Below are 26,576 nucleotides of genomic sequence, written 5' to 3'. Positions count from 1 at the left end.
CATGGCAGGCGAATCCACATTCGACGTCGTCAGCAAGGTAGACAAGCAAGAGGTCGCCAATGCGCTCAACCAGTCCCAGAAGGAAATCGCGCAGCGATACGACTTCAAGGGCGTCGGCGCGGAGATCGACTTCAGCGGCGAGAAGATCCTCATGAAGGCCAACTCCGAGGACCGCGTCCTGGCTGTCCTGGATGTCTTCCAGTCCAAGCTGATCAAGCGCGGCATTTCGCTGAAGTCCCTGGACCAGGGTGAGCCGTTCCCGTCCGGCAAGGAGTTCCGCCTTGAGTGCACCATCAAGGAGGGCATTGCCCAGGACATCGCGAAGAAGATCAACAAAATCATCCGCGACGAGGCTCCCAAGTCCGTCAAGTCCCAGATCCAGGGCGATGAACTCCGCGTTACCTCCAAGTCGCGCGACGACCTGCAGGAGACCATGAACATCCTCAAGAAGTTCGAAGAGGCCGATCTTCAGTTCGTGAACTTCCGCAGCTAAACCGGATCTGGCCGCGTGATTATTGGGCGCTTGTCCCGGTAGTCCGCATAGGGTCCGCAGAATCTCCGAGGACCGCAGCGATCAGCCTTGATCCTGCGGTCCTCGTTTTTGTCTTCGGCGGTAGGCCACAGGTGGGAGTAGGTGTTTAGCGTGGTCGACGGCGCCGCATGCCCCAGCGACCGCTGTACGGTCACGACGTCGCAGCCATCGGCGATCAGACCGGATGCGAAGTGGCTGAACTCGTGAAGGGTGAAGTCCCCTATCCCGGCTGCCTCGCGGGAGCGACAGTAAGGACCGCGTGGCGGACAGCGGGTGTGGTCGCCTCGCGGAGCTATTGCGTGGGGTCTTCTCGAACGACAACGCCTTCGTCCCCGGGGAGTACTTTGCCTTGTTTACGTTCTGTTTCGTCTTCGTCGTTCAAAGTAACCGCGTCGCCCGGTGAACAGGGGGCAACAGCGCCCACATCGTAGTATTCACGCAGCCTATCTGTATCGAAGCTAGCGCGCAGGACCGGTCCACCCTCCCCGTAAACGGTCGGGTGGGTTGTCGGGTTCACGGTGCGTACGGTCATGCCGAGAGATTTCCAATACTCGGCTACGCGTTTGGCGTCCTCAATATGATTAGTTCCTTGCGGCGCCCAGTGGTCGTATCCATAGCTGGCTCCCTTCTCGCCCTTTCCGAGGTAGCACTCCTGCGCTCCGGCGACGCCGTTGCGGGGCCACCAGCCGGTGACGTCGAGCTGCTTGGTGGTGTTGATGACGAGTTCGACCACGCGGTCCCGTCCTTCCCTGGCACTGATGGTCTCTTCCGGCGTCGCATCGTCAGACATTGTCGTGCTTGGCTCCTTCTCAGCGCATGCGGTTATTGTCATTCCCATCATGAGCACAGCCGTCGCAGCCGTGAGAATCCTTATATGCGTCTTAATCGCTGGCATTCGACAACACACGCGACATAGAAACCCCCAAAGTGAAAATATGAACCGCCAGCGGCATCACCACCGGGGCCGGACATGGCCGAGACTATCAATACCCAACTAATAAATCCAACAAATGGCTAAATAGCTTGTCCGATAGTTTGATAGCGCCAGGGAGTCAGTCGCGACCTCCCGCAGAAGCTGGAAGCGTCTCGACCTGCTCACCGGCTCCATTCGGTTGACGGCTACCCGAGCGAACTCCCTGGGTAGCTCAGCCGACTTCGATACAAGGTCGGCCGCGGAGTTGCGAATCCTCTAGGAACTGGGCGAGCACGAAGCGAGCCCCAGCCCTTCGGCGACATGATCACCGTAATGCAGCCGCAAATTAGGACATGAATAGTTTGCGTAATCGATGGAACCCAGTATTCTTCTTCCTTAGGCGGGCCTAAGTACGGCTCCCCTTAGTGAAAGAAACCTACATGACCGCCAACTTCCTGATCGGCCTGCGCGAAGGCCTTGAGGCATCACTCGTCGTGGTCCTCCTGATGGCCTACCTCGTCAAGACCGACCGGCGGCACCTGATCCCCAGGCTCTGGGCCGGAGTGGGACTCGCCATCGCAGTTTCCCTCGCCTTCGGTGCAGTCCTCACCTTCGGTCCGCGCGGCCTGACGTTCGAAGCCCAGGAAGCCATTGGCGGCGGACTGTCCATCGTCGCGGTAGGCCTGGTGACCTGGATGGTCTTTTGGATGGCACGCACTGCGCGCAGCCTGGGCAGCGAGCTTCGCTCGCACGTCGACAAAGCAGCCGACGGCGCCGCCTGGGGCCTGGTGCTCGTGGCAGCACTCGCCGTGGGACGGGAAGGGCTGGAGACAGCGCTGTTTATTTGGGCCGCGGCGCAAGCCACCGGACAAACCACGTTCCCGCTGCTCGGCGCGTTGTTGGGCCTGCTGGCCGCCGCGGGCCTGGGTTACCTGCTCCACCGGGGCGTCCTCAAAGTAAACCTGGGCCGGTTCTTCACCTGGACCGGGGTAGGCCTGATCGTCATCGCAGGCGGCGTCCTGGCGTACGGAATCCATGATCTCCAGGAAGCCGGAATCCTCCCGGGCCTCCACAACCTTGCCTTCGACGTCTCAGCTGCCATCCCGCCGTCGTCCTGGTACGGCACCTTGCTGAAGGGCACCCTCAACTTTTCCCCGGCCACCACCTGGCTTGAAGCCGCAGCCTGGCTCCTCTACGTTGTTCCCGTCTTGTTCCTGTACATCCGGGCCAACCGGAAGCCTTCAACCCAGGCTGCAAGCAAGACCTCCGCTCCCGTCGTCGCGGCCCACCCCTGATCCTGCGCCCCGACGCCACTCCCCCTTAACGAAGGAAACACCTATGTTTGGCACTTTCCTGCCCTCATCCCCCACATTCCGAAAGGCCCTTGCCGTCATCGGAGCAGCGGTTGCCGTGCCTTTGGTCCTGACGGGCTGCACGGACAACACCAAGCCGGCGAGCGCCACCGATGGCCCCATCCAGGTCTCCAGCACCGCCAACGAGTGCAAGGTGTCCACGGGCACGGCACCCAGCGGCAACCTGACCTTTTCCGTGAAGAATGAGGGCACGGAAGTCACCGAGTTCTACCTGCTCGCCGAGGATGGCCTGCGGATCATTGGTGAAGTCGAAAACATCGGCCCGGGCATTTCCCGGAACCTGGTGGTTACTGCTCCTGCAGGGAAGTACACCACGGCGTGCAAGCCGGGCATGCAGGGTGACGGCATCCGGGCGTCCTTCGAGGTCACTGAGTCCGGCAACAAGCCCAGCGTCGATGCCGATCTGCAGAAGCTCGTGGACACGGGAACCCAGCAGTACGCGGCCTACGTCAAGGACCAAACCGAGCAACTGGTTACGGGCACCAAGGCGTTCGCAGACGCTTTCGCTGCGGGTGACGCCGCCAAGGCACGGGACCTGTACGCTGCCACCCGCATGCACTGGGAGCGCATTGAACCGGTTGCTGAGTCGTTCGGCGATCTGGACCCCAAGTTGGATGCCCGCGAGGCGGACCTTGAGCCTGGCCAGGAATGGACAGGCTGGCACCGGGCGGAGAAAGACCTCTTCCCGCCGGCAGGCTACACGGCCATGACCGCCGCGGAACGCACTGCCATCTCTACTCAGCTCGTAGCCGACACCGAGGACCTCGCCAAGCGCACCCGCACCGTGGAACTCACCGCGGACAAGTTGGGCAACGGAGCCAAGGAACTGCTGGACGAAGTAGCCACGGGCAAGGTCACGGGCGAGGAAGAGATCTGGTCGCACACCGATTTGTGGGACTTCCAGGCCAACGTTGACGGGGCCCGGATCGCCTTCGAGAGCCTGAAGCCGGCCTTGGAGCAGAAGAACCCTGAGCTCGCCACGTCCCTGGCAGGCAAGTTCGACGCCCTCCAGGCTGAGCTCAAGAAGCACGCAAAGGGCGAGGGCTTCGCCTACTACAACGAGCTGACCCCTGAGCAGGTCCAGCAGCTCGCCGCTTTGGTCGATTCGCTGGGTGAGCCCCTGTCCAGGCTCACGTCAGCCGTAGTCTTGTGAGCGGCTGCCCCTACGGGCACACCAGCGATCCCGCCGACGCGGACCGCGCTTGTGAGGTCGCCGGCGTCGAACGTTCCGGCGGGACTGCCGCCGTCGTGAGTTCGCAGGAAGCGTCCGACGGCGGTACGGCAGCTGCTGCTGGAACCGGCAGGTCGCGCTTTTCCCGCCGCGGGCTCCTGTCCCTCGCCGGTGTGGGCGGCGCGAGCGCCGTCGCAGGCCTCGCGGCCGGGTTCCTAGGCCATGACGTGGTGACGGCCGCTGAAGCGAAGGCAGCAACGCCAGATGCTTCGTCAGCGGTTGTTCCGTTTTTTGGCCAGCACCAGGCCGGCATCACGACACCAGCGCAGGACCGCCTGCACATGGCCGCGTTCGACGTAACCACGGAGGATCGCAAGGAACTCATCAGGCTCCTGAAGGACTGGACTGCCGCTGCCGAGGCCATGACCACCGGGGTCCCGACGGGTAAGACTGGCGCCGTCGATGGCCCGTACGACGCCCCACCGGAGGACACCGGCGAAGCGTTGGACCTGCCGGCGGCAAAATTGACCCTGACGTTCGGTTTCGGCGCTGGGTTGTTTGAAAAGGACGGCAAGGTCCGCTTTGGTCTCGAGGGGCGCCGCCCCGAGGCTTTGATCGATCTCCCGCATTTCCCGGGTGACGACCTGCAGCCAGCACGCACCGGTGGCGACCTTGTTGTCCAGGCCTGCGCCGACGACCCCCAGGTCGCCGTGCACGCCATCAGGAACCTGGCGAGGATTGGCTTCGGCAAGGTCCGGGTCCGTTGGTCGCAGCTGGGCTTTGGCCGAACGTCGTCGACGTCCAGGGCGCAGGTGACACCACGGAACCTCTTCGGCTTCAAGGACGGCACCAACAACCTCAAGGTTGAGGACAATGCACTGCTGGAGGAGCACGTTTGGGTTTCCAACACGGCTCGTTCGTCCGAGCAGTGGATGGCCGGCGGCAGCTACCTGGTAGCGCGCAGGATCCAAATGCACATCGAAACCTGGGACCGGACCTCGCTCCGGGAACAGGAGGGACTGATCGGCCGGACCAAGGGTGCCGGCGCTCCCCTGTCCGGCGGCGATGAATTTACCGCTCCCGACTTTGCCTTGGCCGGCCGGGAAGGCGCTCCGCTCATCCCCCTCGACTCCCACATGCGCCTCGCCCACCCGGACCAGAACGGCGGTGTGAGGATGCTGCGCCGCGGCTACAACTTCACCGACGGTTCAGACGGCCTGGGACACCTGGACGCAGGGCTGTTCTTCATTGCTTTCGTCAAAGATCCACGGACGCACTACGTCCCCATGCAACTGGCACTTGCCAAGGGTGACACCCTGTCCGTGGAGTACTTGAAGCACACCGGTTCGGGTCTCTTCGCGGTGCCTCCGGGCGTGGAGGCGGGCGGGTTTATCGGCCAGGGGCTGTTCGCTTAGTCCGCCGGAAGCGGCAACGTCGCTGGCCCGCTGTTTCGTTGTTGGCCAACGACGGAACAGCGGGTAAGGAACGCGCGTGTCGCCAGGAAACGCGCGTTGCTTAGGAGAGCGGCCGCCCGGCCATCTGCTCCAGCCTGCTGATCCGGTCCTTCATCGGAGGATGCGTGGAGAACATCCGCCGCATGCCACCGCCCCGGAACGGGTTGGCGATCATGAGGTGCGAGGCATTAACCAGCTGCTGGTCCTGCGGCAGCGGTAGTTGGCTCACGCCGGACTCGATCTTGCGCAGGGCCGAAGCCAGGGCCAGTGGATCACCTGTCAGCTGGGCGCCGTCCTCATCGGCGTCGTACTCGCGCGTCCGGGAGATAGCCATCTGGATCAATGAGGCCGCGAACGGTGCAAGCAATGCCATGGCAATGGTGGCAAGCGGGTTGGCGTTGCGGCGATCACCGCTGCCGAAGATCAGCAGCATCTGGCCCACCGAGGTAATGACACCGGCCACAGCCGCCGCGACCGACGAGGTGAGGATGTCGCGGTTGTACACGTGCATCAGTTCATGCCCCAACACGCCCCTGAGTTCACGCGCATCAAGCAAATGCAGGATTCCCTCGGTGCAGCACACGGCGGCGTTCTTCGGGTTCCGGCCTGTGGCAAAAGCGTTGGGTGTCATGGTGGGCGAAAGGTAGATCCGCGGCATGGGCTTGTTGGCGCGCACGGACAGCTCACGAACAATCTGGTAAAGCTGCGGCGCCTGCGCTTCGGTGACCGGGTACGCGGCCATGGAGCGGATGGCGATCTTGTCGCTGTTCCAGTATCCGTAGGCCGTAGTCCCGACGCCGATCAGCGCCATGATCCAGATAGGAGTTGTGCTCCGGGTCCCGGCTGCGATGATGGCGCCCAACCCCAACAACACTGCCCACAGCACACCAAAAAGCGCTGCAGTCTTGAGTCCATTGTTGTGTTTATGCACGGTTATCGCTTTCTTCCGCTCTTGCAGGGGTTTTGTACGGATTAACGCCGACGCCGGTCCCCGGGTTCCGTTATCAGCCTACGTCGGCGTTGCCGCTGGCGGAGCTAAGGGACGGGGTGCTTGGCGTCGTAGGCGACGAAGCCGGGCTGGATGCGCGAGGCCAGCCACGCCAGGACAATGCACAAAAGCCCGCCGAGCAACAGCACCCCGCCTTCGCTGAGGAGCTGGGAGACCCCACCGGCCAGCATGTCGCCGACCCGCGGGCCGCCCGCAACCACCACGATGAACACGCCCTGAAGCCGTCCCCGGAGATGGTCGGGAGTTGCGGACTGAAGAATAGTGGTGCGGAAGACCGCACTGATGGAGTCGGAGATCCCCGCAAGTGCGCAACACAGCGCAGCAGGCAGCAACCAGGGCGTGACGCCCTCACGGCCCGAGTCCCCGGCCAGCAGCACCACCAGTCCGAATCCGGCAATTGAGGCTCCCCAGCCAACCACGGACCACACCACGGCGCTCCCCTGTTTCCGTACCCGGCCGAGGGGCCCGGAGAAGAGCCCGGCAAGGAAAGCCCCCACGGCTGTGGACGCCAGCAATACGCCCACTGTTGTTTCGCCTCCGCCGATCATGACGGCGCCAATGGCAGGCATGAGCGCCCTGGGTTGGGCACAGATCATGGCGATGAGGTCGATGATGAAGGTCATGCGCACATTGGGCCGGGTTCCCAGGAAGCGGAAGCCCTCCACCACTGAACGCAGCCCCGGCCGCACCGCGTCCTTGGACGGCGGCAGCGGCGGAAGCCTGAAGAGTCCCCAGAGGGCAAACGTGAAGCTGATGACGTCAATGGTGTAGGTCCAACCAAACCCGATGGTGGCAACGAGGACACCGGCAAGCAGTGGTCCGGCCGTCATGGAAAGGCCGAAGGTCAGCATGCTCAGGGCGTTGGCGGCCGGAAGCAGGTCCTTCCGGACAAGGAGCGGAATGATGGCGCTGCGGGCCGGACCGTTGATGCCCTGCGCTCCGCTTTGGATCGCCACCAGGGCGTAGAGGATCCAGATGTTGCCAATCCCCAGCCAGGCCTGCAATGCCAGTCCTGCCGTGGTTGCCCAGAGGACCAGTGAAGCGATGATCGCCACCTTGCGGCGATCGTAGGCATCCGAGACAGAGCCTCCGTAGAGCCCTGCAATGACCAAGGGAACCAGTGCGAAGATTCCCAGGAGGCCCACGTAAAGACTTTCCTGGGTCAGCCTGTAAACCTCCAGGCTGACGGCCACTAACGTCAGTTGGGTACCGATGGCGGCCACCGAGGCTCCCAGCCAGAGTCGTCGGAAAGCGGGACTCTCCTTCAACGGAGTGATGTCTGCCAGTAGTTTCGCCACCGTCCAACCCTAACCAGCATGAGGGCGCCTCCCGCACGCGGCGCCCTGCTTGGTAGGCTCACCCCGGGGAGGGAGTTGACACGTCATGTCGCGACGATTGCTGTACCGTTCGGCCTTCTGGGAGATAGCCCGGCCGCGCCATCCCCTCACCGCCGGCCATGTGCTGCTCAGGTTGTCTGACCCTTCCACAGAGTTCGCCTACCCCTCGGCGACCGACTGGCTGCTCTGCCACAACCTGATCCGGACGGCACTCCGCGATGTCATGGGCGTTGTCCGTTGCCCCATCATGTTCAGCTACCGTTGGCACCCGCTCGGTGCTGCGATCGGCGAACCCGTCGCCGAATCCTCCACCCCCACCTTCCACCTCTTCGGGCGTGGACCGGGTGAAACCTCGACGCCGGGACACCAGTTGCTGTTGCCGGCGCACCGACGCGTGGGGGAACCGCTGGAACGGCTGGAAGCAACCGACGATGCGATCAGGGATGCGCTGGTACGTGCCCGACCAGCAGCGGCGGTGCCGTTCCCGGACGGGGTAGGTACCGCCGTCGAGCCCATCCTGGACCCGGGCGGGCTGGTTGAATCGACGGGCGCGGGGCGCAACCACGCAGTGATCCAACCGATCAGGGCCGTGGGGTCGATCGCGGAAGTCTCTCCGGCGGAGCTCTTGGCCATGGGCGCTGCCCTGGGCTCGCTGCCCCTGGCCGGCGGGCTCAGCGGGTTCAGCTGCCTGGCGCTGGAACCAGACAACGGGGCCACAGTACGCGTCCATGCACTGGGACGGTCGGCCGCAGAGGAAGAGAATCCCTTGGAGTCTTTGCTCTGTTCACCCGAAGTTAGTCTTGCCTTATTGTGAACTCCTCATAATAAGTGTTTTACTGATTACATGACCGATCACACAGCCGAGCAAGCAGAATGGGCCGCTGCCCTGCATGCCCACGGCCGGCGTGTGACCAAACAGCGCCTGGCAGTCCTCGCCGCCGTCCAGCACCACCCGCACTCCCCGGCAGAAGGCATTCTTGCTGCTGCCCGCAAAGAGCTTCCTGAACTGACGGCGCAGTCCGTTTATGTAGTGCTTAGCGATCTCACGGACCTGCAGATGCTGCGCCGCTTCGAGCCCCCGCACTCCCCGGCGCTTTATGAGACCCGGGTTGGCGATAATCACCACCACGCTGTGTGCATCAGCTGCGGCAGGGTGGAAGACGTGGATTGCGCCGTGGGACACGCCCCGTGCCTGACACCGCACTGGGATGAAAACTCCAAGCCAATGACCATCCAGATCGCAGATGTCCTGTACCAAGGCATCTGCCAGGACTGCCAGTCCAAACAACAGCTTCCCGCAACTTCCGTAACTCATAAATAGAAATAGGAGAACAATGACTGCCATTTCAACAACCCAGTCAGGTGCCCCCGTTACTTCCGACGCGCACTCGAAGTCCGTCGGCGCTGACGGTGCCATCATCCTCACCGACCACTACCTGGTGGAAAAGCTCGCACAGTTCAACCGCGAGCGGGTGCCGGAGCGCGTAGTGCACGCCAAGGGCGGCGGCGCATTCGGTACGTTCAAGACCACCTCGGACGTTTCGGCCTACACCAAGGCAGCTTTCCTGCAGCCGGGTGCCGAGACCGAAATGCTGATCCGTTTCTCCTCCGTCGCAGGCGAGAACGGCTCCCCCGACACGTGGCGCGACCCCCGTGGTTTCGCCGTGAAGTTCTACACCTCCGAGGGCAACTACGACCTCGTGGGCAACAACACGCCGGTCTTCTTCATCCGCGACGGCATCAAGTTCCCGGACTTCATCCACTCCCAGAAGCGCCTCCCGGGCAGCCACCTGCGCGACGCCGACATGCAGTGGGACTTCTGGACCCTGTCCCCCGAGTCCGCACACCAGGTCACCTGGCTCATGGGCGACCGTGGCCTCCCGGCTTCCTGGCGTGAAATGCAGGGCTACGGTTCGCACACGTACCAGTGGATCAACGCCGCAGGCGAGCGTTTCTGGGTCAAGTACCACTTCAAGTCCAACCAGGGCGTCAAGACCATCACCGGCGACCAGGCCGAAGAGCTTGCTGGTTCGGACGCGGACTTCTACATCCGCGACCTCAAGGAAAACATCGACGCCGGCAACTTCCCCTCCTGGGAACTGCACGTCCAGGTCATGCCTTACGAAGACGCCAAGACGTACCGCTTCAACCCGTTCGACCTGACCAAGGTTTGGCCGCACTCGGACTACCCGCTGATCCACGTGGGCACCATGGAGCTGAACAAGAACCCGGAGAACTACTTCGCGCAGATCGAGCAGGCCACCTTCGCGCCGTCGAACTTCGTACCGGGCATCGCTGCTTCCCCGGACAAGATGCTGCAGGCCCGCATCTTCTCCTACGCCGATGCACACCGTTACCGCGTGGGCACCAACCACGCCCAGATCCCGGTGAACCAGCCCAAGAACCAGGTCAACAACTACAGCCAGGACGGCCAGGGACGTTACCTGTTCAACTCCCCGTCCACCCCGGTGTACGCACCGAACTCCGTGGGTGGCCCGGCCGCTGTTGAGCCGACGTCGCCCGCCGGTGGCTGGGAGAACGACGGCGAGCTCACCCTCTCCGCGCACACCCTGCACGCTGAGGACGACGACTTCGGCCAGGCCGGTACGCTGTACCGCGAGGTCTACGATGACGCCGCCAAGGCCCGCCTCCTGGACACCATCACCGGTGCTGTTGGCGGCGTGAAGAACGCCGACATCAAGGAACGCGCCATCCAGTACTGGACCAACGTTGACGCCGACCTCGGCGCCAAGCTCCGCGCCAACCTCGGCGCAGGCCAGACCGAGTCCGACGCAGAAGCAGCCAACAAGCTCTAAGCGTTGCACTTCAGGAACACCCCGTTGCGGATCTCCGCAGCGGGGTGTTCTTTTTCCACATAGCGCTTTGAACCTATGGCTCCGACCACCGCGCGGTTCATAGGATCCTTGCATGAGCACATTCAAAGGCATTTCCCCGGCTGCATTCCGCTTCTACGAGGAGCTTGAAGAGAACAACAACCGTGAGTGGTGGATGGAGCATAAAGCAACGTACGACGCCGAGGTGAAGGAGCCGCTGACAGCCCTGCTTTCGGAGCTGGAGCCGCAGTTCGGCCCGGCCAAGATCTTCCGGCCGAACAGGGATATCAGGTTCTCCCAGGACAAGTCACCGTATAAGACAGCGCAGGGAGCCTTCGCGGCAACCCAGGAAGGCGTGGGGTACTACGTCCAGATCAGCGCCGACGGACTGTTGATTGGCGGTGGATACCACTCCCATACCCCGGCCCAGCTGGCCCGTTTCCGTGCGGCAGTGGATGCCCCGGACAGCGGATCGGAGCTGCAGGGAATCGTTGACGCGGTCGGATCGGCCGGCTTCGCCATTGAAGGTGAAAAGCTCAAGACTGTTCCGCGGGGTTTCGACAAAGACCATCCGCGCGCTGAGCTGCTCAAGCACAAGTCCCTCTCCGCCGGGGAGGAGATCGGGCAGCCCGAGTGGTTATCCACTCCGGCGGCGAAAGACCAGATCGCTGCCCGCTGGGAAGTGCTGAGGCCTTTGGTGGAGTGGGTCAGTGAGCATGCAGCGCCGTAGATTCTCTGATGTTGGTCCTCGAGATTCACCTCAGACGCCCGCACGCTCGCCGGGCTGTTAGTCAGTGAGATACGACAGCGTTATGCATCGAGGAGATCCACAAGGTCTCTGTCGTTGGCCTCCCGAACGTACTTCCCCAATGGCTTGAAACCGCAAAGCGCCAAAGACCGCCAGAGTAGCATGTTGTCTGCTGCTCCTCTTGCCGTTCGCCGCACTGGGGCCGGGAGGCCGTGGCGCACGATCTCTTTCCAGCATCCCTTTGCACCCGGGCGGGACTTGCCGTCTTGAGTAACTAGCCCGCCAGATGGGGGGTGGGCAAGGTCCAAATAGCTCTTCAGCGCAGAGAAGTCGATGTGCTGGTCCATGCTCCGCGACAGCTTGTATGATGTCCGGCGTGTCCTCGTCCTCAGACTCCCCTGGACGGGTTTCAAAGTCGACCCAAGGGCAACTTCCCCAATTGTTTGTTTTGCTGCCTGCGGACCTCGGTCATAAACAGCGGTACTTTTCCCCGCCCCCGACATAAGTCCATGTCCGGATCAGCGGCCGCCCTCCCTTAGTAGTGACACCGGCATAGGTAGCCAGCCGTCGTCAACTCCCAGGATCGGTTGTCTCTCGACCCGTCAAGCCCACGCTCACCCACCTCTGGGTGAGAACATCGAGGTCGACGCTCTGCAGGACTGAGCACCGGACCCGCGTCAAAGGAAGATCTGTCGCGCAAACAGAATGCTCCGTTCGCCCAAAAAAGGTAAGACGCCTGCGTGTTTTGTACATCAATCAGTTAGTAAAGTTATTTGTAATAACTGTTGTTTCCAAAGTCAATAAGGGGTATTTTGCACTCAGCCTTTCAATTGGGGGAGGCGCTCTAGCATGATCGTTTGAAAGGACGTGGATGTGAGTACCACGCGAAGAACCAGAAATCTAAGCGCAACCTTCGTAGCCATCGGAGTCGTGCTTACTGCTTTTCAGCCAAATACTGCGTTTGCCGCAACGGAGCAGGTTTCGCAGCCGCCAGCTGACATTGGGGAACTATCCGCAACTCTAAAGGCTGTCATCATCGAGAGAAACCAGCAGATCCTTAGCGACCCTGCCATCTCCTCATCTCGGATACAGCTGCAGCGGTTTAGCGCGAAGTCCAAGGCCAAGGTGGCCGCGGACTACGACGAACTGAAAGCCCGGAAGGCCCGACTGGCTGCATACGGACAGGGCTATTCTTCAGTCATTACAACCTTCGAATCAGAAAGCTTCAAGTTCGAAGCCGAAAGAGCCACCGCGGAAATCACCGAACGAACAGATTTGACCTACACAACGGGAGGACCGCCGGAGAGCTACAGGTACGAACAGATTGTGGAGTTCACAAAGACGGACTCCGGATGGACAATCGACTCGGTCAAACCTAAGAATGAAGGCGGCGTACCACCTTCAACAGTAGTCAGCGCGGCACAATTGGCCCCGGCTCCCGGGGCCCGAAAGCCCCTTATCCTAGGACCGGGCCAGGTAGCCACTGAGGCGAAGGCGTCAGCACCTAACTCCCATGTACCCCAGACGAAGCCGGGTGCAGGCCCCAAGTCGGACCAGGAAGTCACACTGGCCGCAGGGTACAACTACACGGCCATGACCAACTACGCCCTCAACTGAGCACTTGGCCGCAACGGCGCTTACCGATCTTTCGGCAACGACTGCCAAAACTTTGTCTCCCAGTCGCTGAAAGCGGGAGGGTGGGCCGACCAAGGAGGTTGGTATACCTACGACAGCAGCTGGTGGTACACGTTCGCTAATCAAACGTATTCATGGGTGGGTGCCCAAAACTTCCACAACTTTGCAGTCGGCCAAGGCCGGGTCAGCTACCTGAGCTACCTAAATGACCTTGGTCCTGCGGACGTATTGCAGGTGCATTGGCCTGAAGGTACGCCTGATGTCGACCATTCCATGTTCGTGACGTACTCCCCGTGGAGTGCGGGTACTCGTGACATCCGCGTTAGCTATCACACCACCGATACCCTCAACAGGAGTATCTGGAATCTTTATTCGTCATTCCCATACGCAACCTGGTACGGCCTCCGGACCTAAGAGCTAAGCTAAATACCATGCACAATCTAGGACGGACATTTTTTGTCATATTGCTCTGCATTTTCGGCCTGGTGCTCGGCGGTTGTGACAGAACTTTCGACCCAGACATGGGACAACGCAATTCCACAGCCGAAACTGTTATTAGCGCTGCAAAGAATGGTGATCAAAAGAAGCTCTTGGAACTCGCGCTTGTCGACATGCAAGAAAGAGAGGCCGGAGCCAACGAACTCATCACCAAAGCCCAGGCTCTTGAATCCAGCGGATACGAGATCCAGTACCAGGAACATCACGGAGCACCTGACAACTATCTGGTGACAGCCAGCGATAGCGAAGGCGATGATCTCACCTTCGAGCTCGACTGGCATGAGTCACGATGGCAGCTGGCACTAGGAACGGCTGGCCCACCGAAATCACCCGCCGCAACACCGTAGTCCGCACTGGCACATTCCGCTCTACAACGGCGTTCAAAGAGCGGCAACTAGGGCAGTAAAGAGAAGAACCCGGGAAGCCCATTGAACTGCTCCCCGGAAGTTGGATTTGAGAATTCAGTTCTGACTTCCGGGAGCAGTTTTGCATTCGCAGAGTTCGTTGCATGAGGTCCAGCGCGAGACCGCTGTAGCGTGGTTGGAGAAGTGTCTTGCGGATACGGCGACAGCCAATCGGCTGGGTGTGTCCCACTGGCCGGTCAAGAGTCTGCAACTGAAGTAAAGGATTCGTGGGCAAGGAGCGCTGTTGACCAAGCCGTCGAAACAGTCATTTTCTTTCGACTTCAAGCTCGCGTTGGTCTAACGGCTCCTGGCGGGCGAGAGTGCACAGGATCTGGCAGCGGAGGCTGACTCGTCGTCGCCTGTCCTGTTTTGAAGGTGGGTGCATGCGTATCGTCGCGAGGGCTCGGACGTTGCGGCCGAAATGGCGCAATTGGGAAAATTATGGGCCTTGAAGGTTCAAAAGGAGCGGTGAAGGTCCAAGCCGTCAAGGCCCGCGGCCGGTTCTGCTGCAGGTCGCCGGTCTGGCCCGATCGACGTTCTTCAATCACCAGGCCCGCTTTCTTTCCCCTGACCGGCGGGAGGCGCTCAATGTCACCGCCCCGAACCAGAAATGGGTGACGGACGTGACCGAATTCAGCGTCGGGGACCGGAAACTCTACCTCTCACCAGTCATGGATCTCTTCGATCGGCAAATCATCTCCCACACCATCGGCACGTCCCCGAACCTGGACCTCACCAATGCATCGCTCCGCGAGGGCCCTGACCTGCTTAGAACCCGATCAGTACCCACTCGTTCATTTCGGACCAAGGATTCCAAAACCGGCACGCTTCCTGGCTCGCTCTCCTCAAAGGCACCGGAGCGGTCCAATCCATGTCTCGCGAGAGCAACTGCTGCGACAACGCGGTGATGGAGAACTTCTTCCGCCACCCCAAAGAAGAGATGTTCCGCGACGTACGGTTCATCAGCACGGAAGCACTAGCCACCCATTTAGACGACTACATCCACTAGTACAAGACCAGACGAAACTCGACAAACCTCAAAGGGCCTGAGCCCAGTTCAATACCGGACCCAGTTCACGATGGTTCCCAGACGCCTTTTACTGCAATATAGCTCAGCTGTCCGACAAGCTACTCACATTGGTCTAAACCTTGGTGAAGGTGTCTTCGTCCTCATCGCCCTTGGCCTGGCGGCTTTCGGGAACACCGTTGACGGAGGCCTTGGCAGAAGCGAACCTCTCGTTGAGGCGTGAGTGGCGCTGGCCGTATGCGAAGTAGATGACCATGCCGATAACCAGCCAGATCGCGAAGAAGATCCAGGTTTCAACAGCCAGGTTGGTCATCAGGTAAAGGCAGAGTACTGCGGAGACCCAGGGGATGACCTTGCCGAGAGGGACACGGAACGCAGGCTTGAGGTCCGGGCGCTTCTTGCGGAGCACCAGGATGCCAAGACTCACCATCACGAACGCGGACAGCGTTCCGATGTTGATCATTTCCTCGAGAAGATCCACTTTGGTCACGCCTGCAACAACGGCCACTGCAGCACCGCAGATGATCTGCAGACGGGCCGGCGTCGAGCGCTTTTCGCTGGTCTTGGACAGCGAGCGTGGCAGGAGTCCGTCGCGGCTCATGGCCAGGACCACACGGGACAGGCCCATGAGGAGCACCATGATCACGGTGGTGAGGCCAACCAGGGAGCCGAACGCAATGACCTTGGCTGCATCCGTGTTGCCGACGGCCTCGAAGGCTGTGGTCAGGGTGGGGTTCTTGACCTCTGCCAGTTGCGTGTAGGAGACCATGCCGGTAAGCGCCAGGGAGACCAGGATGTACAGCAAAGTAACAACGGCCAGGCCACCGAAGATGCCGCGCGGCAGGGTCTTCTGCGGGTTCTTGACCTCTTCGGCGGAGGTTGCCACCACGTCAAAGCCGATGAAGGCGAAGAACACCAGGGCTGCACCGGCGAAGACACCCAAGGTCCCGTACTGCGCTGGAGCAGCACCGGTAAGGAAGCCGAAGAAGGACTGCTTCATGACATCGGCAGCTCCGGAATCAGTGGGCTGCGAGGCCGGGACGAACGGCGTGTAGTTGGAGAACTTCACATAGCTGAAGCCAACAACGATCACGAAGAGCACCACTGCGATCTTGATCAGCGTGAAGACGTTGCCGACGCGTGCGGACAACTTTGTCCCCAGCACCAGCAGCACGGTGAAGATCGCGACAATAAGGAAAGCGCCCCAGTAAAGATCAACGCCGCCAACGCTCACTGACGGCGGCATGTCCACACCCATCAGGCCAAAGACGGTGCTGAGGTAAATTCCCCAGTACTTCGCGATAACGGCAGCGGCGGTGAACAGCTCAAGGATGAGGTTCCAGCCGATGATCCACGCGAGGACTTCGCCCATGGTGGCGTAGGTAAAAACGTACGCTGAGCCTGCCACGGGGATGGCTGTAGCGAATTCTGCGTAGCACATGATGGCCAGGGCACAGGTGACGGCGGCGATAGCAAAGGAGATGGTGACGGCCGGGCCTGCAAAGTTTGCGGCGGCTTTCGCGCCAACGGAGAAGATGCCGGCGCCGACGGCTACGGCGACACCCATGATCATGAGGTCCCAGGTGCTGAGGCTGCGTTTCAGCTTGCGCCCGGGTTCGTCGGCATCAGCGATCGACTGCTCGATCGACTTGGTCCTGAAAATGTTCATAAAAATGCCACATTCTGGATGGGAGTGGTATAGGACTCATCAAGGATAGTGTCCGGCCAATGGACGACCATATTTATCCCAGATAGTGAGACGACCACCGAATCAGCGTGACTGCTGTGACTGGTGTGACGAATGCGGGTAGCCTCCGTCACACCAGCCCAACCACCTAATTGCTCGGAACGTCCCAGTCCATGAGCGTTGAGCGGATCAGGAACCGCTTCCCTTCGGGAGACTCAACGGAGAACCCACTACCCCGTCCCGGAACCACATCCACGGTGAGATGGGTGTGGGACCAGTAGGCGAACTGCTCCTTGGACATCCAGAACTCCAAAGGTTGCGCTTGCCCATCGGACCCGATGTCGAACCGGCCCAGCAGGACATCGGAATCCCCGGTCAGGAATTCCCCGGCCGGGTAGCACATGGGGGCGGAACCGTCGCAGCAACCACCGGACTGGTGGAACATCAGCGGGCCGTGCTGCTCCCATAGCTTCCGCAGCAGTTCCACGGACGCTGCGGTGAGCGCCACCCGGGAAAAGTCTTCCCCCGGCAGCGTCACCGCAGCTTCCAAGCTGGTGTTGTTCATCAGAACTTCAGCACCACTCGGCCATCGATCTTGGCGTGCTTCATTTCGTCAAAGACCGCGTTGACCTCGGAGAGCTCACGGGTGGAGACCGTCGGCGTAATCTTTCCCTGGGCATAGAATTCGAGTGCTTCCTCGAGATCCTGCCTCGTGCCGACGATTGAACCGCGAACGGTGAGGCCCTTTAGGACGATCTCGAAGATCGGCGCCGGGAAATCCCCCGGCGGCAACCCATTGAACACGATCGTCCCGCCGCGACGCGCCATGCCAATCGCCTGGCCGAAGGCCGAGGGGTGAACGGCCGTGACCAGCACGCCGTGACAGCCACCGGTTTCCCGTTGGATGACCTCGGCCGGGTCCTCATGCAGTGCGTTGACCGTCAGCTCTGCGCCGTGTTCCTTGGCGAGCGCCAGCTTGTCGTCGGCGATGTCCACGGCTGCCACGCGCAGCCCCATGGCCACGGCGTACTGGACAGCGATGTGCCCGAGTCCGCCAATGCCCGAGATGGTGACCCACTGGCCGGGCCTGGTCTCCGTCATCTTCAAACCCTTGTACACCGTGACGCCGGCGCACAGTACAGGCGCCACTTCCACGGGATCCGAACCCTCCGGGATGCGCGCTGCGAACCTGGTGTCCACCAGCATGTACTCACCGAACGAGCCATCAACGCTATAGCCACCGTTCTGCTGTGACTCGCACAAGGTCTCCCAGCCGGTGCGGCAATACTGGCAGTCGCCGCACGCGGACCAGAGCCAGGCGTTGCCCACCAGGTCGCCGACAGCAACATCCGTGACGCCCTCACCGAGGGACACTACTTCCCCCACACCTTCATGGCCTGGGATAAACGGTGGCGTCGGCTTGACCGGCCAGTCGCCTTCGGCGGCGTGCAGGTCGGTATGACATACCCCCGATGTGATGAGGCGGACCAGCGCCTGGCCGGGACCCGGCGTCGGCCTTTCCACTTCCTTGATCTCGAGGTCGGTACCGAACTTGGTGACGACTGCAGCTTGCATGGTGCTCATTGACGATCTCCTTTGATCGGTAGACAAGACGGTTTAGAAGAAGCCGAGCTTGTTCTCGTTGTAGCTGACCAGGAGGTTCTTGGTCTGCTGGTAGTGGTCCAGCATCATGGCGTGGTTCTCACGGCCAATACCTGAGGACTTGTAGCCGCCGAACGCAGCCCCTGCCGGGTAGGCGTGGTAGTTGTTGACCCACACTCGGCCGGCCTGGATTTCCCGGCCTGCGCGGTAGGCGACGTTTCCATTGCGCGACCAGACGCCGGCGCCCAAGCCATAGAGCGTGTCGTTGGCGATGCCGATGGCGTCGTTGTAGTCGCTGAACTTGGTCACTGACACCACTGGGCCGAAGATCTCCTCCTGGAAGATGCGCATGCGGTTGTGGCCTTCGAAAATGGTGGGCTGGACGTAGTAGCCCCCGGCGAAGTCACCGTCCAGTTCGGCTCGGGCGCCGCCGGTGAGGATCTTGGCGCCTTCCTGCTTTCCGATGTCGATGTAGGACAGGATCTTCTCCAGCTGGTCGTTGGAGGCCTGGGCGCCGACCTGGGTATCCGTATCCAACGGGTTGCCCTGGATGATCCTGTTGGTCCGGGCCGTGACGTCGGCCATGAAGGAGTCGTAGATACCTTCCTGGACCAGGGCCCGGGAAGGGCAGGTGCAGACTTCGCCCTGGTTGAACGCGAAGAGCGTGAAGCCCTCCTGCGCCTTGTCGTAGAAGGCGTCGTTCTGGTCGGCGACGTCGTCGAAGAAGATGTTGGGGCTCTTGCCGCCAAGTTCCAGGGTGACCGGGATCAGGTTGTTGGACGCGTACTGGCTGATGAGACGGCCCGTGGTGGTCTCGCCCGTGAAGGCGATCTTGCGGATCCGGGAACTGGAAGCGAGCGGCTTGCCGGCCTCCACTCCGAAGCCGTTGACCACGTTCACCACACCGGCCGGAAGGAGATCGCCAATGAGCTCCATCAGGACCAGGATGGACGTCGGCGTCTGCTCGGCGGGCTTGAGCACCACGGCGTTTCCGGCCGCGAGCGCCGGGGCCAGCTTCCAAACAGCCATGAGGATGGGGAAGTTCCACGGGATGATCTGGCCAACAACTCCCAGCGGCTCCTTGAAGTGGTAAGCCGTGGTGTCCTCATCCAGCTGGGAGAGGTGACCTTCCTGTGCTCGCACGGCAGAGGCGAAGTAGCGGAAGTGGTCCGCTGCCAGCGGAATGTCGGCGTTCAGGGTCTCGCGGACGGGCTTGCCGTTGTCCCACGTCTCTGCGACCGCAAGAAGCTCCACATTCTCGTCAATACGGTCGGCGATCTTGTTCAGGATCGCTGCGCGCTCAGTGGCGGAGGTCTTGCCCCAGGACGGTGCAACCTTGTGGGCGGCGTCGAGCGCAAGCTCGATGTCCTCGGAGGTTCCGCGGGCAACTTCGCAGAAGGCCTTGCCCGTGACGGGGGTGATGTTCTCGAAGTAGCCGCCCTTGACGGGGGCAACCCACTCGCCGCCGATCCAGTTCTCGTAGCGGTCCTTGAAGGTGACCTTCGAACCCTCGGTACCCGGCTGTGCGTAAACAGTCATTGCTAGCTCCTTTGCTGCGAATCACGGTGGCTGTCGCCATTGATCCGAGCCTAGGAGCGATGAGGTTGCAGCTACGTTGCAACCCTGTGATTCAGCTCACGCAGAAAGTTCAGTGTCGATCCGTTCAAGGTCGGCCACGACGGCGGCCCGCTTGGGTGAGCGGGGCGGCAGCAGCTTCAGCACGGCCAGGCGGAGGTCGACGTCGTACTTCGCCTCAGGCAACTCCGCGTACTTGAGGAGCGAATCGACGCTGCCGTCGCTGAGCAGCGCTTCGCGCAGCAAGTGCGATACCCGCTCACGCAACTGCACGACGCCGGGTGCCTCCGACCGCGGAAGGACAGCACCTTTGTAGATTTCCAAGGCGATGCGGTGGGCGCCGCGTTGGAGGCAGCTGAGGACCTGTCCGGAGTCGGGCAGCAATTCCACGGGCAAGCGGTAGGGACGGGATTCGGGAACAGCATCGGGGCTGAGCCCGTGGAGGACCTTGCGCAGCCGCACCATCTCGGCGCGCAGCGTCACGGCAGAACCGTCTCCTGGGTACAACTGGGCGCAGAGATCGTCAGCGCTCAGGCCGGAAGGGTGGTTGCCGAGGATCGCCAGGATTTCACTGTGCCGTGCTGACAGGGAGACGGTTCGGCCATCAATGCTCAGCAACGCCTGATCGCGACCCAACAATTGCAAGCTGTTCCGGTACAGCGCACCAGTGGCTTGGGTCGACGTTGAAGACGCGCTCCGACGTCGTGGTTTGTCTCGAATGGCTGCGGCGAGTTGGAGCCGCTCGATGCGCAACTGTGCCTGGGCCGCAGCAACGGTTGCCTCCACCAGGGACAGGGTGTGCGGCGCCACTGCTGTTTCCGTACCGGTAATGTCCACGACGCCCAGCACGGCACCGGAATCAGGGTCATGGAACGGCACGGCTGTACAACTCCACGGGTGAACGGACCGTTTGAAATGTTCGGCACCGGAGATCTGGATGCTGCGGTCCAGGGCCAAGGCAGTTCCGGGGGCGCTGGTCCCAACGGAGGCTTCGGACCAGTCAGCGCCGGCCACGAACATCATGCCCTCGGCGCGGCGCTGCATCACGGGGTCGCCGTCAACCCACAGGAGCCGCCCGACATCGTCGCCTACCGCTACCAACAAACCACTGTCATGGCTGGGTTGGACCAGGAGCTTCTTGATCACCGGCATGATCGCAGCCAACGGATGCTGCCTGCGATACTCCTCGAGTTCGTCCCTGTCCATCGCAAGGGGCGCCTCGGCGACGTCCGGATTGGCTTGCAGGGTCGCAGACCGCTGCCAGGACTCACGAACCAGGCGACGCAGGCCAACGTGCCTTCATCGTCCAGGAGGCCGCTGCGATTCAGGCGCTCATGGCCTGCCAGCGCACGCCTCTGCACCAATTCCGCGGTGTCGCCTGGAACCGGCGGATGGATTGGATTCCTCATCGAACTCCCCTGGGTACCGTGCATGTGGTGGGCGGCACAGTACCCAGCAGTCTAGTTCGGGAGCCGGAGTTTTTGTACAGCCAACGCCCTCGGAGCGGCCAAGTGGACAAAAACTCCAGGGTCAGCCGCGCGAAATCCGGACCATCTCCTCGCGCGGGACCACCTTGATGCGCTCGCGGACCACGCCGTCGCCCGAACCATCACCGGCAGCCGCGGCTGCGGCTTCGCTCCATGACGCGCCCAACGCGGCCTCATGGGCATCCAGCCGGTTCCAACCCTCCCACGTCGTGTATTCGATCCCGCGCTCTTCAAGGAGGTCGATGATGGCCTGCGGGTCGGGGTTTTCCGCCGGGGGCAGCGTGAGCCGGTCTTCAAGGAGGAAGCCGATGGTCTCCAGCGCATCTCCCTTGGTGTGGCCGATGAGGCCTACGGGACCGCGTTTGATCCAGCCGGTGGCGTAGATACCCGGGACGTGGTTACCGTCCGCATCCAGGACCCGACCGCCGTCGTTCGGGATGACACCGCGGCGGTCGTCGTACTCAAGTTCCTCCAACGGCGAGCCGTGGTAGCCGATGGCGCGGTAAACAGACTGGACCGGGTACTCGATGAACTCGCCCGTGCCCTTGACGTTGCCGGTGCCATCGAGCTCCATGCGCTCAAACTTGATTCCGGACACCTTGCCTGGAGTCTCAGATGAGTCCAGGATTTCCACAGGGCTGTGCAGGAAGTGCAGGTGAAGGCGTCGCGAGGAGGGTTGCTCGGACTCGGCGTGCTCCTCCACAAGCCAGTTGGTCATGGTGTTGACCATGGTCTTGATCTGGTTGTTGGTGCGGATGGCTTCATCGGAGGCTTCGTCGAATTCGAAGTCCTCCGGGTAAAGCACGATGTCAACGTCCTTGCAGTGTGAAAGCTCCCGCAGTTCCAACGGGGTGAATTTCACTTGTGCAGGACCTCGGCGCCCGAACACGTGGACGTCGGTGACAGGCGATTTTTTGAGCCCGGCGTAAACATTGTCCGGAATCTCGGTGACCAACAGCTCTTCCGGGTGCTTGACCAGCATGCGGGCAACGTCCAGGGCCACGTTGCCGTTACCGATGACCGCGATCTCCTTGGCATCCAAGGGCCATTCGCGGGGAACATCAGGATGGCCGTCGTACCAGGACACGAAATCTGCGCCGCCGAAGGAACCGTCCAGGTGAACGCCGGGAATGTTCAGGTCCGCATCCTTGATGGCACCCGTCGAGAAAATCACGGCATCGTAGAACGCCCGGAAATCATGGAGAGTCAGGTCCCGGCCGTAGGTCACGTTGCCCAGGAAGCGGATATCGCCGCGGTCCAACACCTTGTGCAGGGCGTTGACGATGCCCTTGATCCGGGGGTGATCGGGGGCAACTCCGTAGCGGATCAGACCGTACGGTGCGGGGTATGCCTCGAAGAGATCGATGCTGACCTCAACCTCGCCGTCCTTGACCTCGTTGGACTTGGTCAGAATATCCGCGGCGTAGACACCCGCCGGGCCAGCGCCAACAATGGCAACGCGTAACGGACGATTGGTTGCGGCTGAATTTGGCACCGTAAGCCCTTCCGAAGCAGTGAGCCGCGCCGTTGGTGGGCGCGCAGGGTTCAATTCTAGATGTCGACCCTACGCCAAGCCGCTTATATGGCAGGAGTCACAGAAATTCATAAAGATTGCGGAATATTGCGCCTATGAACGGTGTTTGCGACATTGTGTCGACTCCGGATCAGATCATCTCAAGCTCCTCAACAACTACGTCAACGACGGCGGCTGGCAAGGGCGGCGGTACCGGCAACGCCGGTAAACCGGTAAGGAGCGAATCGACGGCGGGCGTCCTGTTCGGCATTGGCGCGTACGGGCTGTGGGGTCTGCTCCCGCTCTATTTCTTCATTCTCATGCCGGCCAGTGCCGTGGAAATCGTCGCCAACCGGGTTGTCTGGTCGTTGATCTTCTGCGCGCTGCTTATCACCATTACCCGCGCGTGGCGCGTCTTCGGTGCCGCAGTCAAAGACCGGTCCGTCTTTGGTCCTTTGGCGTTGGCCGCCGGCCTGATCGCCATCAACTGGCTCACCTACACCTTCGGCGTGACCACGGGACACGCCGTCGAAACGTCCCTGGGGTACTTCATCAACCCGCTGGTCTCGGTCCTGCTGGGCGTCTTCGTCCTGAAGGAAAAACTGCGTCCCCTCCAGTGGGCGGCGGTAGGTATTGGCTTCGTCGCGGTGGGCGTCCTGACATTCTCCTACGGACAGCTTCCCTGGATCGCCCTGATCCTTGCCTTCAGTTTCGGCTTGTACGGCTTCGTGAAAAAGCGCGTAGGACCCAAGGTTGACGCGCTCACGAGTCTGTCGGTTGAAACGGTGGTGCTGGCCCCGTTCGCCGCGATCACCATGGTGGTCCTCGGCGTATCGGGGGCCGCAACATTGACCACCCACGGCGCCGGACACTTCTGGTTGCTGGTGGCATCGGGCGTCATCACGGCCGTCCCCCTGCTCTTCTTTGGTGCTTCGGCCCGCCGTTTGCCCATGACCACCATCGGCCTGCTCCAATACTTCGCCCCGGTCCTCCAGTTCATCGTTGCCCTGACAGTCTTCAACGAGACCATGACCACGGCCCGCTGGATCGGTTTCTGCGTGGTGTGGCTCGCCCTGGTTCTCCTGACCATCGACATGCTCCGGACGACGCGGAAAAACTCCGTGCTCAAGAAGAAAGCCCGGCTCGAGGCGTCGCACCCGTAAGGGATTCCGCTATCCGGGAGCCATGAGCACTTTTGTTCATTTCTGCTGAGGGGCCCGGGAGTCGGACATACAGTTGCGGAAACTTTTACCGCAATGTCCACTCCCCGCACCCAGCAGTTTTGAACGGAGCAGTTTTGAACTTCAATGGACCCCCAGTGAGCCGCAGGACCCTTTTCCGCGCCGGAGGGGCGGCCGCCCTTGCCGGCGTCATGCTTTCCCAGGCTGGACCTTCTTTTGCGGCTTCCGGGCTGCAGGAACTCATCGACCGACGGCGGCTGGTCCTCACGGGTGAACAGAGCGCAGCGGGTATCCCGGAATTGGCCTCGCAGCTTGCAGGCATGGGCCAGACCACCGAGAAATGGTGGTCCTCCATGGACAAGGCATCCTCCCGGACAGCATTGTGGGCCGACATTCCGCTGACTGGCATCGGTCAGTCCACTGCCGCTACCGGAAACATGGGCCTGCACTTCAACCGCCTCTACGACATGGCCCTCGGATACGCAGTCCCAGGCAACCCCTGCGCCGGCAACGCGAACCTGGCCGCGGACATCGTTGCCGGCCTGCAACTCCTGAATGACACTGCGTACAAGCCGTCCATCAAGGCAGCGGGCAACTGGTGGTTCTGGGAGATCGGCGTCCCGCGCAAAGCCGTCGACATCCTGACGCTTCTTCATGCCGAAGTTCCCGAAGCATTGCGGACCTCCCTGTTGGCAGCTGTCCGTTGGTTCGCACCCAACCCGAACTGGCGCGGCCGCGCTACGTCCCTGGCAGAGACGGGCGCCAACCGCGTCGACAAGTCGTTGGCCTGCTGCATGCGGGGGATCCTGGATAACAGACCGGACGAGATCGCCCCGGGCCGCGACGCCCTGAGCGATACCGTACGCGGCGGAACCAACAGTGTCTTCACCTATGTCACCAGCGGCGACGGCTTCTACGCGGACGGCTCCTATGTCCAGCACTCCTATCTGCCCTACGCAGGAACCTACGGTGTGGTGGCTTTGGCTGGGATCGCCGAGATCATCGCGATGCTCGGGGGAAGCAGCTGGGCCGTCAATGATCCCAAACGTTCGGTGCTCCTTGATGCCGTGGAGGACACCTACGCCCCCTTCGTCTGGGATGGGCGGATCATGGACACGATCCGCGGACGCGCCGTCTCCCGCCAGCGCGAACCCGACTACGTCAGCGGCTTCGGTCTTATCTCAGCGGTCCTTCTCCTGGCGCCTGGTTGCGACGAACCGTACCGTTCCCGCTTCCTGGCTCTGGCGAAAGGCTGGCTGGAACGCTGCGCGGACCAGAAGCTCGTCGGGCATCCTACCCAGAGCCTGGCAAAGTCGTTGCTGTCCCTCGGAGTGCTTTCTGATTCCGCAGTGGTTGCCGCACCGGCTCCCGTCTACAGCCGGATGTTCGCCGACCAGGACAGGTTGGTCCACCACCGTCCGGACTGGGGCTGCACGGTAAACCTGTCCTCCAAACGGATTGGACGCTATGAGTGGGGCAACAGCGAGAACAACCTCGGCTGGTACCAGGGCGATGGCATGACGTTCCTTTACACGCGGCAGGATCCGTCCCAGTTCAGTGCTGATTTCTGGCCCACTGTGGACCCCTATGCCCTTCCTGGCACCACCGTTAACGACCAAGTTCGTGCCACTGGGGCGGGGGCCGCAGGAACCGGAATCCCCCGCGCCTTCCAGGCCTTTGCCGGCGGGCTTACCGTGGACGGCCGCTGGGGTGTCATCGGCATGGACCACCTCAACCACAACAAGACCCTGTCCGGCCGTAAGTCGTGGTTTTTCCTGGATGACGCTGTGGTCTGCCTCGGCGCAGGCATCACGGGAACGGGCGGAGCTGCGGTGCGGACCACCATTGAGAACAGGTCCTTCGCCACAGATTCCGCCCCGGCGGTCCGGACAGACTCCAGGAACCGGCGGATGGCGCCCGGGGAAGCGCCCGTGGTCTTGAAACGGTCCGTGCATCTTGAAGGCCACGGCGGGTACGTCTTCCTTGATGCTCCGGGCGTTTCCGGGGCACCCGACGTTGCGGTGGTGCGCCGGACAGGGACCTGGTTCGACATCAATTCAGGTGCAGACACCGGTGGAAGCACGGATCCCGTCACGAGGGACTATGTGACCATCACGCACCGCCACGGCGTTGACCCTGCGGGATCGGGCTACGCCTACATGATCCTGCCTGCCGCCGACCATTCGACCACGTTCTCCCAGTCGGCGAACCCGGATGTGAAAGTTCTTGCCAACTCGGCGGATGTGCAGATGGTTGAGTCCGGCAAAGACAGCCTGGTCATGGCCAACTTCTTCGCTGCAGCATCCGGGGGCGGATACACAGCATCCGGGCCATGCACGGTGTCCGCACGCAGGATCGGTGACAACCTCACGGTGTCCGTGGCGGACCCGTCACGGACGCAGGCTTCGGTGCGTGTGACGCTTCCCGGCTCGTGGAACACCGTGGTCCAGGCGGATGCCGGTGCTGTGCTCACTGCCGGCAACACCATCGAGGTCCAGCTCGACGGACACGGCCACCATAAGAACCTGACGCTGGGCAGCTAGGCAAGCACCGCCGTCGTGAATCCGCGCCCAAATCGTGGGAAGAGCGCCAAACA

22 protein-coding genes and 2 pseudogenes are annotated in these 26,576 nt (G+C 61.8%); 15 read left to right on the top strand and 9 right to left on the bottom strand.

Annotated features, from left to right (window positions below; genetic code table 11):
- Nucleotide 1 precedes the first annotated feature (1 nt).
- A complete protein-coding gene (locus ACNQOP_RS14315; protein WP_017200185.1) occupies nt 2-493 on the top strand; it encodes a YajQ family cyclic di-GMP-binding protein in 492 nt (163 codons plus the stop codon).
- A 331-nt stretch (nt 494-824) separates the two neighbouring features.
- On the opposite strand, the gene ACNQOP_RS14310 is transcribed toward ACNQOP_RS14315, so the two are convergent.
- Nucleotides 825-1,322 carry a hypothetical protein gene (locus ACNQOP_RS14310; protein WP_416404893.1) on the bottom strand — a complete coding sequence of 166 codons (498 nt, stop codon included), beginning with the start codon at nt 1,320-1,322 and terminating at the stop codon, nt 825-827.
- Nucleotides 1,323-1,885: 563 nt separating this feature from the next.
- Between ACNQOP_RS14310 and efeU the strand changes: the two genes are divergently transcribed.
- The 3 genes from efeU to efeB all read left to right on the top strand — a co-directional run bounded on the left by efeU (nt 1,886) and on the right by efeB (nt 5,404).
- A complete protein-coding gene (efeU, locus tag ACNQOP_RS14305; RefSeq protein WP_235517204.1) occupies nt 1,886-2,740 on the top strand; it encodes an iron uptake transporter permease EfeU in 855 nt (284 codons plus the stop codon).
- Between the two features lie 43 nt (nt 2,741-2,783).
- Nucleotides 2,784-3,971, top strand: coding sequence for an iron uptake system protein EfeO (gene efeO, locus ACNQOP_RS14300; protein WP_416404892.1), 1,188 nt, complete (start codon nt 2,784-2,786; stop codon nt 3,969-3,971).
- A gap of 95 nt (nt 3,972-4,066) precedes the next feature.
- Nucleotides 4,067-5,404 carry an iron uptake transporter deferrochelatase/peroxidase subunit gene (gene efeB, locus ACNQOP_RS14295; RefSeq protein WP_416405011.1) on the top strand — a complete coding sequence of 446 codons (1,338 nt, stop codon included), beginning with the start codon at nt 4,067-4,069 and terminating at the stop codon, nt 5,402-5,404.
- Between the two features lie 100 nt (nt 5,405-5,504).
- On the opposite strand, the gene htpX is transcribed toward efeB, so the two are convergent.
- Both htpX and ACNQOP_RS14285 read right to left on the bottom strand, forming a co-directional pair.
- Nucleotides 5,505-6,374 (bottom strand): zinc metalloprotease HtpX, encoded by an 870-nt coding sequence (htpX, locus tag ACNQOP_RS14290; protein ID WP_235517206.1) that lies wholly within the window; start codon nt 6,372-6,374, stop codon nt 5,505-5,507.
- A gap of 104 nt (nt 6,375-6,478) precedes the next feature.
- Nucleotides 6,479-7,750 carry an MFS transporter gene (locus ACNQOP_RS14285; RefSeq protein WP_416404891.1) on the bottom strand — a complete coding sequence of 424 codons (1,272 nt, stop codon included), beginning with the start codon at nt 7,748-7,750 and terminating at the stop codon, nt 6,479-6,481.
- An 85-nt stretch (nt 7,751-7,835) separates the two neighbouring features.
- Between ACNQOP_RS14285 and ACNQOP_RS14280 the strand changes: the two genes are divergently transcribed.
- The 9 genes and pseudogenes from ACNQOP_RS14280 to ACNQOP_RS14240 all read left to right on the top strand — a co-directional run bounded on the left by ACNQOP_RS14280 (nt 7,836) and on the right by ACNQOP_RS14240 (nt 14,917).
- Entirely contained in the window at nt 7,836-8,603 is a 768-nt protein-coding gene (locus tag ACNQOP_RS14280; RefSeq protein WP_416404890.1) for a hypothetical protein, read from the top strand.
- 30 nt (nt 8,604-8,633) lie between these two features.
- On the top strand, nt 8,634-9,110 hold the full coding sequence (locus ACNQOP_RS14275) for a Fur family transcriptional regulator (protein WP_257370618.1): 477 nt from the start codon (nt 8,634-8,636) through the stop codon (nt 9,108-9,110).
- A gap of 13 nt (nt 9,111-9,123) precedes the next feature.
- Nucleotides 9,124-10,605, top strand: a complete 1,482-nt coding sequence (locus tag ACNQOP_RS14270) for a catalase (RefSeq protein WP_257370619.1) — start codon at nt 9,124-9,126, stop codon at nt 10,603-10,605.
- Nucleotides 10,606-10,717: 112 nt separating this feature from the next.
- Nucleotides 10,718-11,353, top strand: a complete 636-nt coding sequence (locus ACNQOP_RS14265) for a DUF2461 domain-containing protein (protein ID WP_416404888.1) — start codon at nt 10,718-10,720, stop codon at nt 11,351-11,353.
- 891 nt (nt 11,354-12,244) lie between these two features.
- Nucleotides 12,245-12,988 carry a hypothetical protein gene (locus ACNQOP_RS14260; protein ID WP_416404887.1) on the top strand — a complete coding sequence of 248 codons (744 nt, stop codon included), beginning with the start codon at nt 12,245-12,247 and terminating at the stop codon, nt 12,986-12,988.
- Between the two features lie 21 nt (nt 12,989-13,009).
- Nucleotides 13,010-13,420, top strand: a pseudogene (locus tag ACNQOP_RS14255) (amidase domain-containing protein); the annotation flags it as partial.
- 17 nt (nt 13,421-13,437) lie between these two features.
- Nucleotides 13,438-13,851 carry a hypothetical protein gene (locus ACNQOP_RS14250; RefSeq protein ID WP_416404886.1) on the top strand — a complete coding sequence of 138 codons (414 nt, stop codon included), beginning with the start codon at nt 13,438-13,440 and terminating at the stop codon, nt 13,849-13,851.
- A gap of 671 nt (nt 13,852-14,522) precedes the next feature.
- Nucleotides 14,523-14,816 (top strand): hypothetical protein, encoded by a 294-nt coding sequence (locus ACNQOP_RS14245; protein WP_416404885.1) that lies wholly within the window; start codon nt 14,523-14,525, stop codon nt 14,814-14,816.
- Nucleotides 14,780-14,917 (top strand): IS3 family transposase, encoded by a 138-nt coding sequence (locus ACNQOP_RS14240; protein ID WP_416404884.1) that lies wholly within the window; start codon nt 14,780-14,782, stop codon nt 14,915-14,917. The genes ACNQOP_RS14245 and ACNQOP_RS14240 overlap by 37 nt, the downstream gene beginning before the upstream one ends.
- Before the next feature lie 133 nt (nt 14,918-15,050).
- Here ACNQOP_RS14240 and ACNQOP_RS14235 read toward each other — a convergent pair whose 3' ends face one another.
- The 6 genes and pseudogenes from ACNQOP_RS14235 to ACNQOP_RS14210 form a co-directional block, all read right to left on the bottom strand.
- Nucleotides 15,051-16,604: an APC family permease gene (locus ACNQOP_RS14235; protein WP_416404883.1), complete on the bottom strand. Its 1,554-nt coding sequence runs from the start codon at nt 16,602-16,604 to the stop codon at nt 15,051-15,053.
- A gap of 166 nt (nt 16,605-16,770) precedes the next feature.
- Nucleotides 16,771-17,187 (bottom strand): DUF779 domain-containing protein, encoded by a 417-nt coding sequence (locus ACNQOP_RS14230; protein ID WP_257370622.1) that lies wholly within the window; start codon nt 17,185-17,187, stop codon nt 16,771-16,773.
- Nucleotides 17,187-18,197, bottom strand: coding sequence for an alcohol dehydrogenase AdhP (gene adhP / locus ACNQOP_RS14225; protein WP_416405010.1), 1,011 nt, complete (start codon nt 18,195-18,197; stop codon nt 17,187-17,189). The genes ACNQOP_RS14230 and adhP overlap by 1 nt, the downstream gene beginning before the upstream one ends.
- A gap of 42 nt (nt 18,198-18,239) precedes the next feature.
- Nucleotides 18,240-19,763 (bottom strand): aldehyde dehydrogenase family protein, encoded by a 1,524-nt coding sequence (locus tag ACNQOP_RS14220; protein WP_416404882.1) that lies wholly within the window; start codon nt 19,761-19,763, stop codon nt 18,240-18,242.
- A gap of 96 nt (nt 19,764-19,859) precedes the next feature.
- Nucleotides 19,860-21,208 (bottom strand): annotated as a pseudogene (locus ACNQOP_RS14215) (GAF domain-containing protein).
- 121 nt (nt 21,209-21,329) lie between these two features.
- Nucleotides 21,330-22,781 carry an FAD-dependent oxidoreductase gene (locus ACNQOP_RS14210; protein WP_416404881.1) on the bottom strand — a complete coding sequence of 484 codons (1,452 nt, stop codon included), beginning with the start codon at nt 22,779-22,781 and terminating at the stop codon, nt 21,330-21,332.
- 116 nt (nt 22,782-22,897) lie between these two features.
- Here ACNQOP_RS14210 and rarD point away from each other — a divergent pair, with 116 nt between their 5' ends.
- Both rarD and ACNQOP_RS14200 read left to right on the top strand, forming a co-directional pair.
- Nucleotides 22,898-23,962, top strand: coding sequence for an EamA family transporter RarD (gene rarD / locus ACNQOP_RS14205; protein ID WP_416404880.1), 1,065 nt, complete (start codon nt 22,898-22,900; stop codon nt 23,960-23,962).
- A gap of 155 nt (nt 23,963-24,117) precedes the next feature.
- The gene (locus ACNQOP_RS14200; RefSeq protein WP_416404879.1) at nt 24,118-26,523 is read left to right on the top strand and encodes a polysaccharide lyase 8 family protein; all 2,406 of its coding nucleotides are present in this window, start codon (nt 24,118-24,120) and stop codon (nt 26,521-26,523) included.
- Nucleotides 26,524-26,576: the final 53 nt, after the last annotated feature.

Origin of the sequence: Arthrobacter sp. LFS091, from assembly GCF_047977885.1 — a bacterium.
Lineage (GTDB): Bacteria > Actinomycetota > Actinomycetes > Actinomycetales > Micrococcaceae > Arthrobacter.
Note: the sequence above shows the minus strand (reverse complement) of the source record. Positions and strands in the feature narration are given on the sequence as shown.

Coding starts and splice junctions, on each gene's coding strand:
- ACNQOP_RS14235 (WP_416404883.1), bottom strand. CDS start 16,604: ATGAACATTTTCAGGACCAAGTCGATCGAGCAGTCGATCGCTGATGCC.
- ACNQOP_RS14265 (WP_416404888.1), top strand. CDS start 10,718: ATGAGCACATTCAAAGGCATTTCCCCGGCTGCATTCCGCTTCTACGAG.
- ACNQOP_RS14280 (WP_416404890.1), top strand. CDS start 7,836: ATGTCGCGACGATTGCTGTACCGTTCGGCCTTCTGGGAGATAGCCCGG.
- adhP (WP_416405010.1), bottom strand. CDS start 18,197: ATGCAAGCTGCAGTCGTCACCAAGTTCGGTACCGACCTCGAGATCAAG.
- efeO (WP_416404892.1), top strand. CDS start 2,784: ATGTTTGGCACTTTCCTGCCCTCATCCCCCACATTCCGAAAGGCCCTT.
- ACNQOP_RS14230 (WP_257370622.1), bottom strand. CDS start 17,187: ATGAACAACACCAGCTTGGAAGCTGCGGTGACGCTGCCGGGGGAAGAC.
- ACNQOP_RS14250 (WP_416404886.1), top strand. CDS start 13,438: ATGCACAATCTAGGACGGACATTTTTTGTCATATTGCTCTGCATTTTC.
- ACNQOP_RS14275 (WP_257370618.1), top strand. CDS start 8,634: ATGACCGATCACACAGCCGAGCAAGCAGAATGGGCCGCTGCCCTGCAT.
- ACNQOP_RS14220 (WP_416404882.1), bottom strand. CDS start 19,763: ATGACTGTTTACGCACAGCCGGGTACCGAGGGTTCGAAGGTCACCTTC.
- ACNQOP_RS14310 (WP_416404893.1), bottom strand. CDS start 1,322: ATGTCTGACGATGCGACGCCGGAAGAGACCATCAGTGCCAGGGAAGGA.
- ACNQOP_RS14315 (WP_017200185.1), top strand. CDS start 2: ATGGCAGGCGAATCCACATTCGACGTCGTCAGCAAGGTAGACAAGCAA.
- ACNQOP_RS14270 (WP_257370619.1), top strand. CDS start 9,124: ATGACTGCCATTTCAACAACCCAGTCAGGTGCCCCCGTTACTTCCGAC.
- ACNQOP_RS14240 (WP_416404884.1), top strand. CDS start 14,780: ATGTCTCGCGAGAGCAACTGCTGCGACAACGCGGTGATGGAGAACTTC.
- efeU (WP_235517204.1), top strand. CDS start 1,886: ATGACCGCCAACTTCCTGATCGGCCTGCGCGAAGGCCTTGAGGCATCA.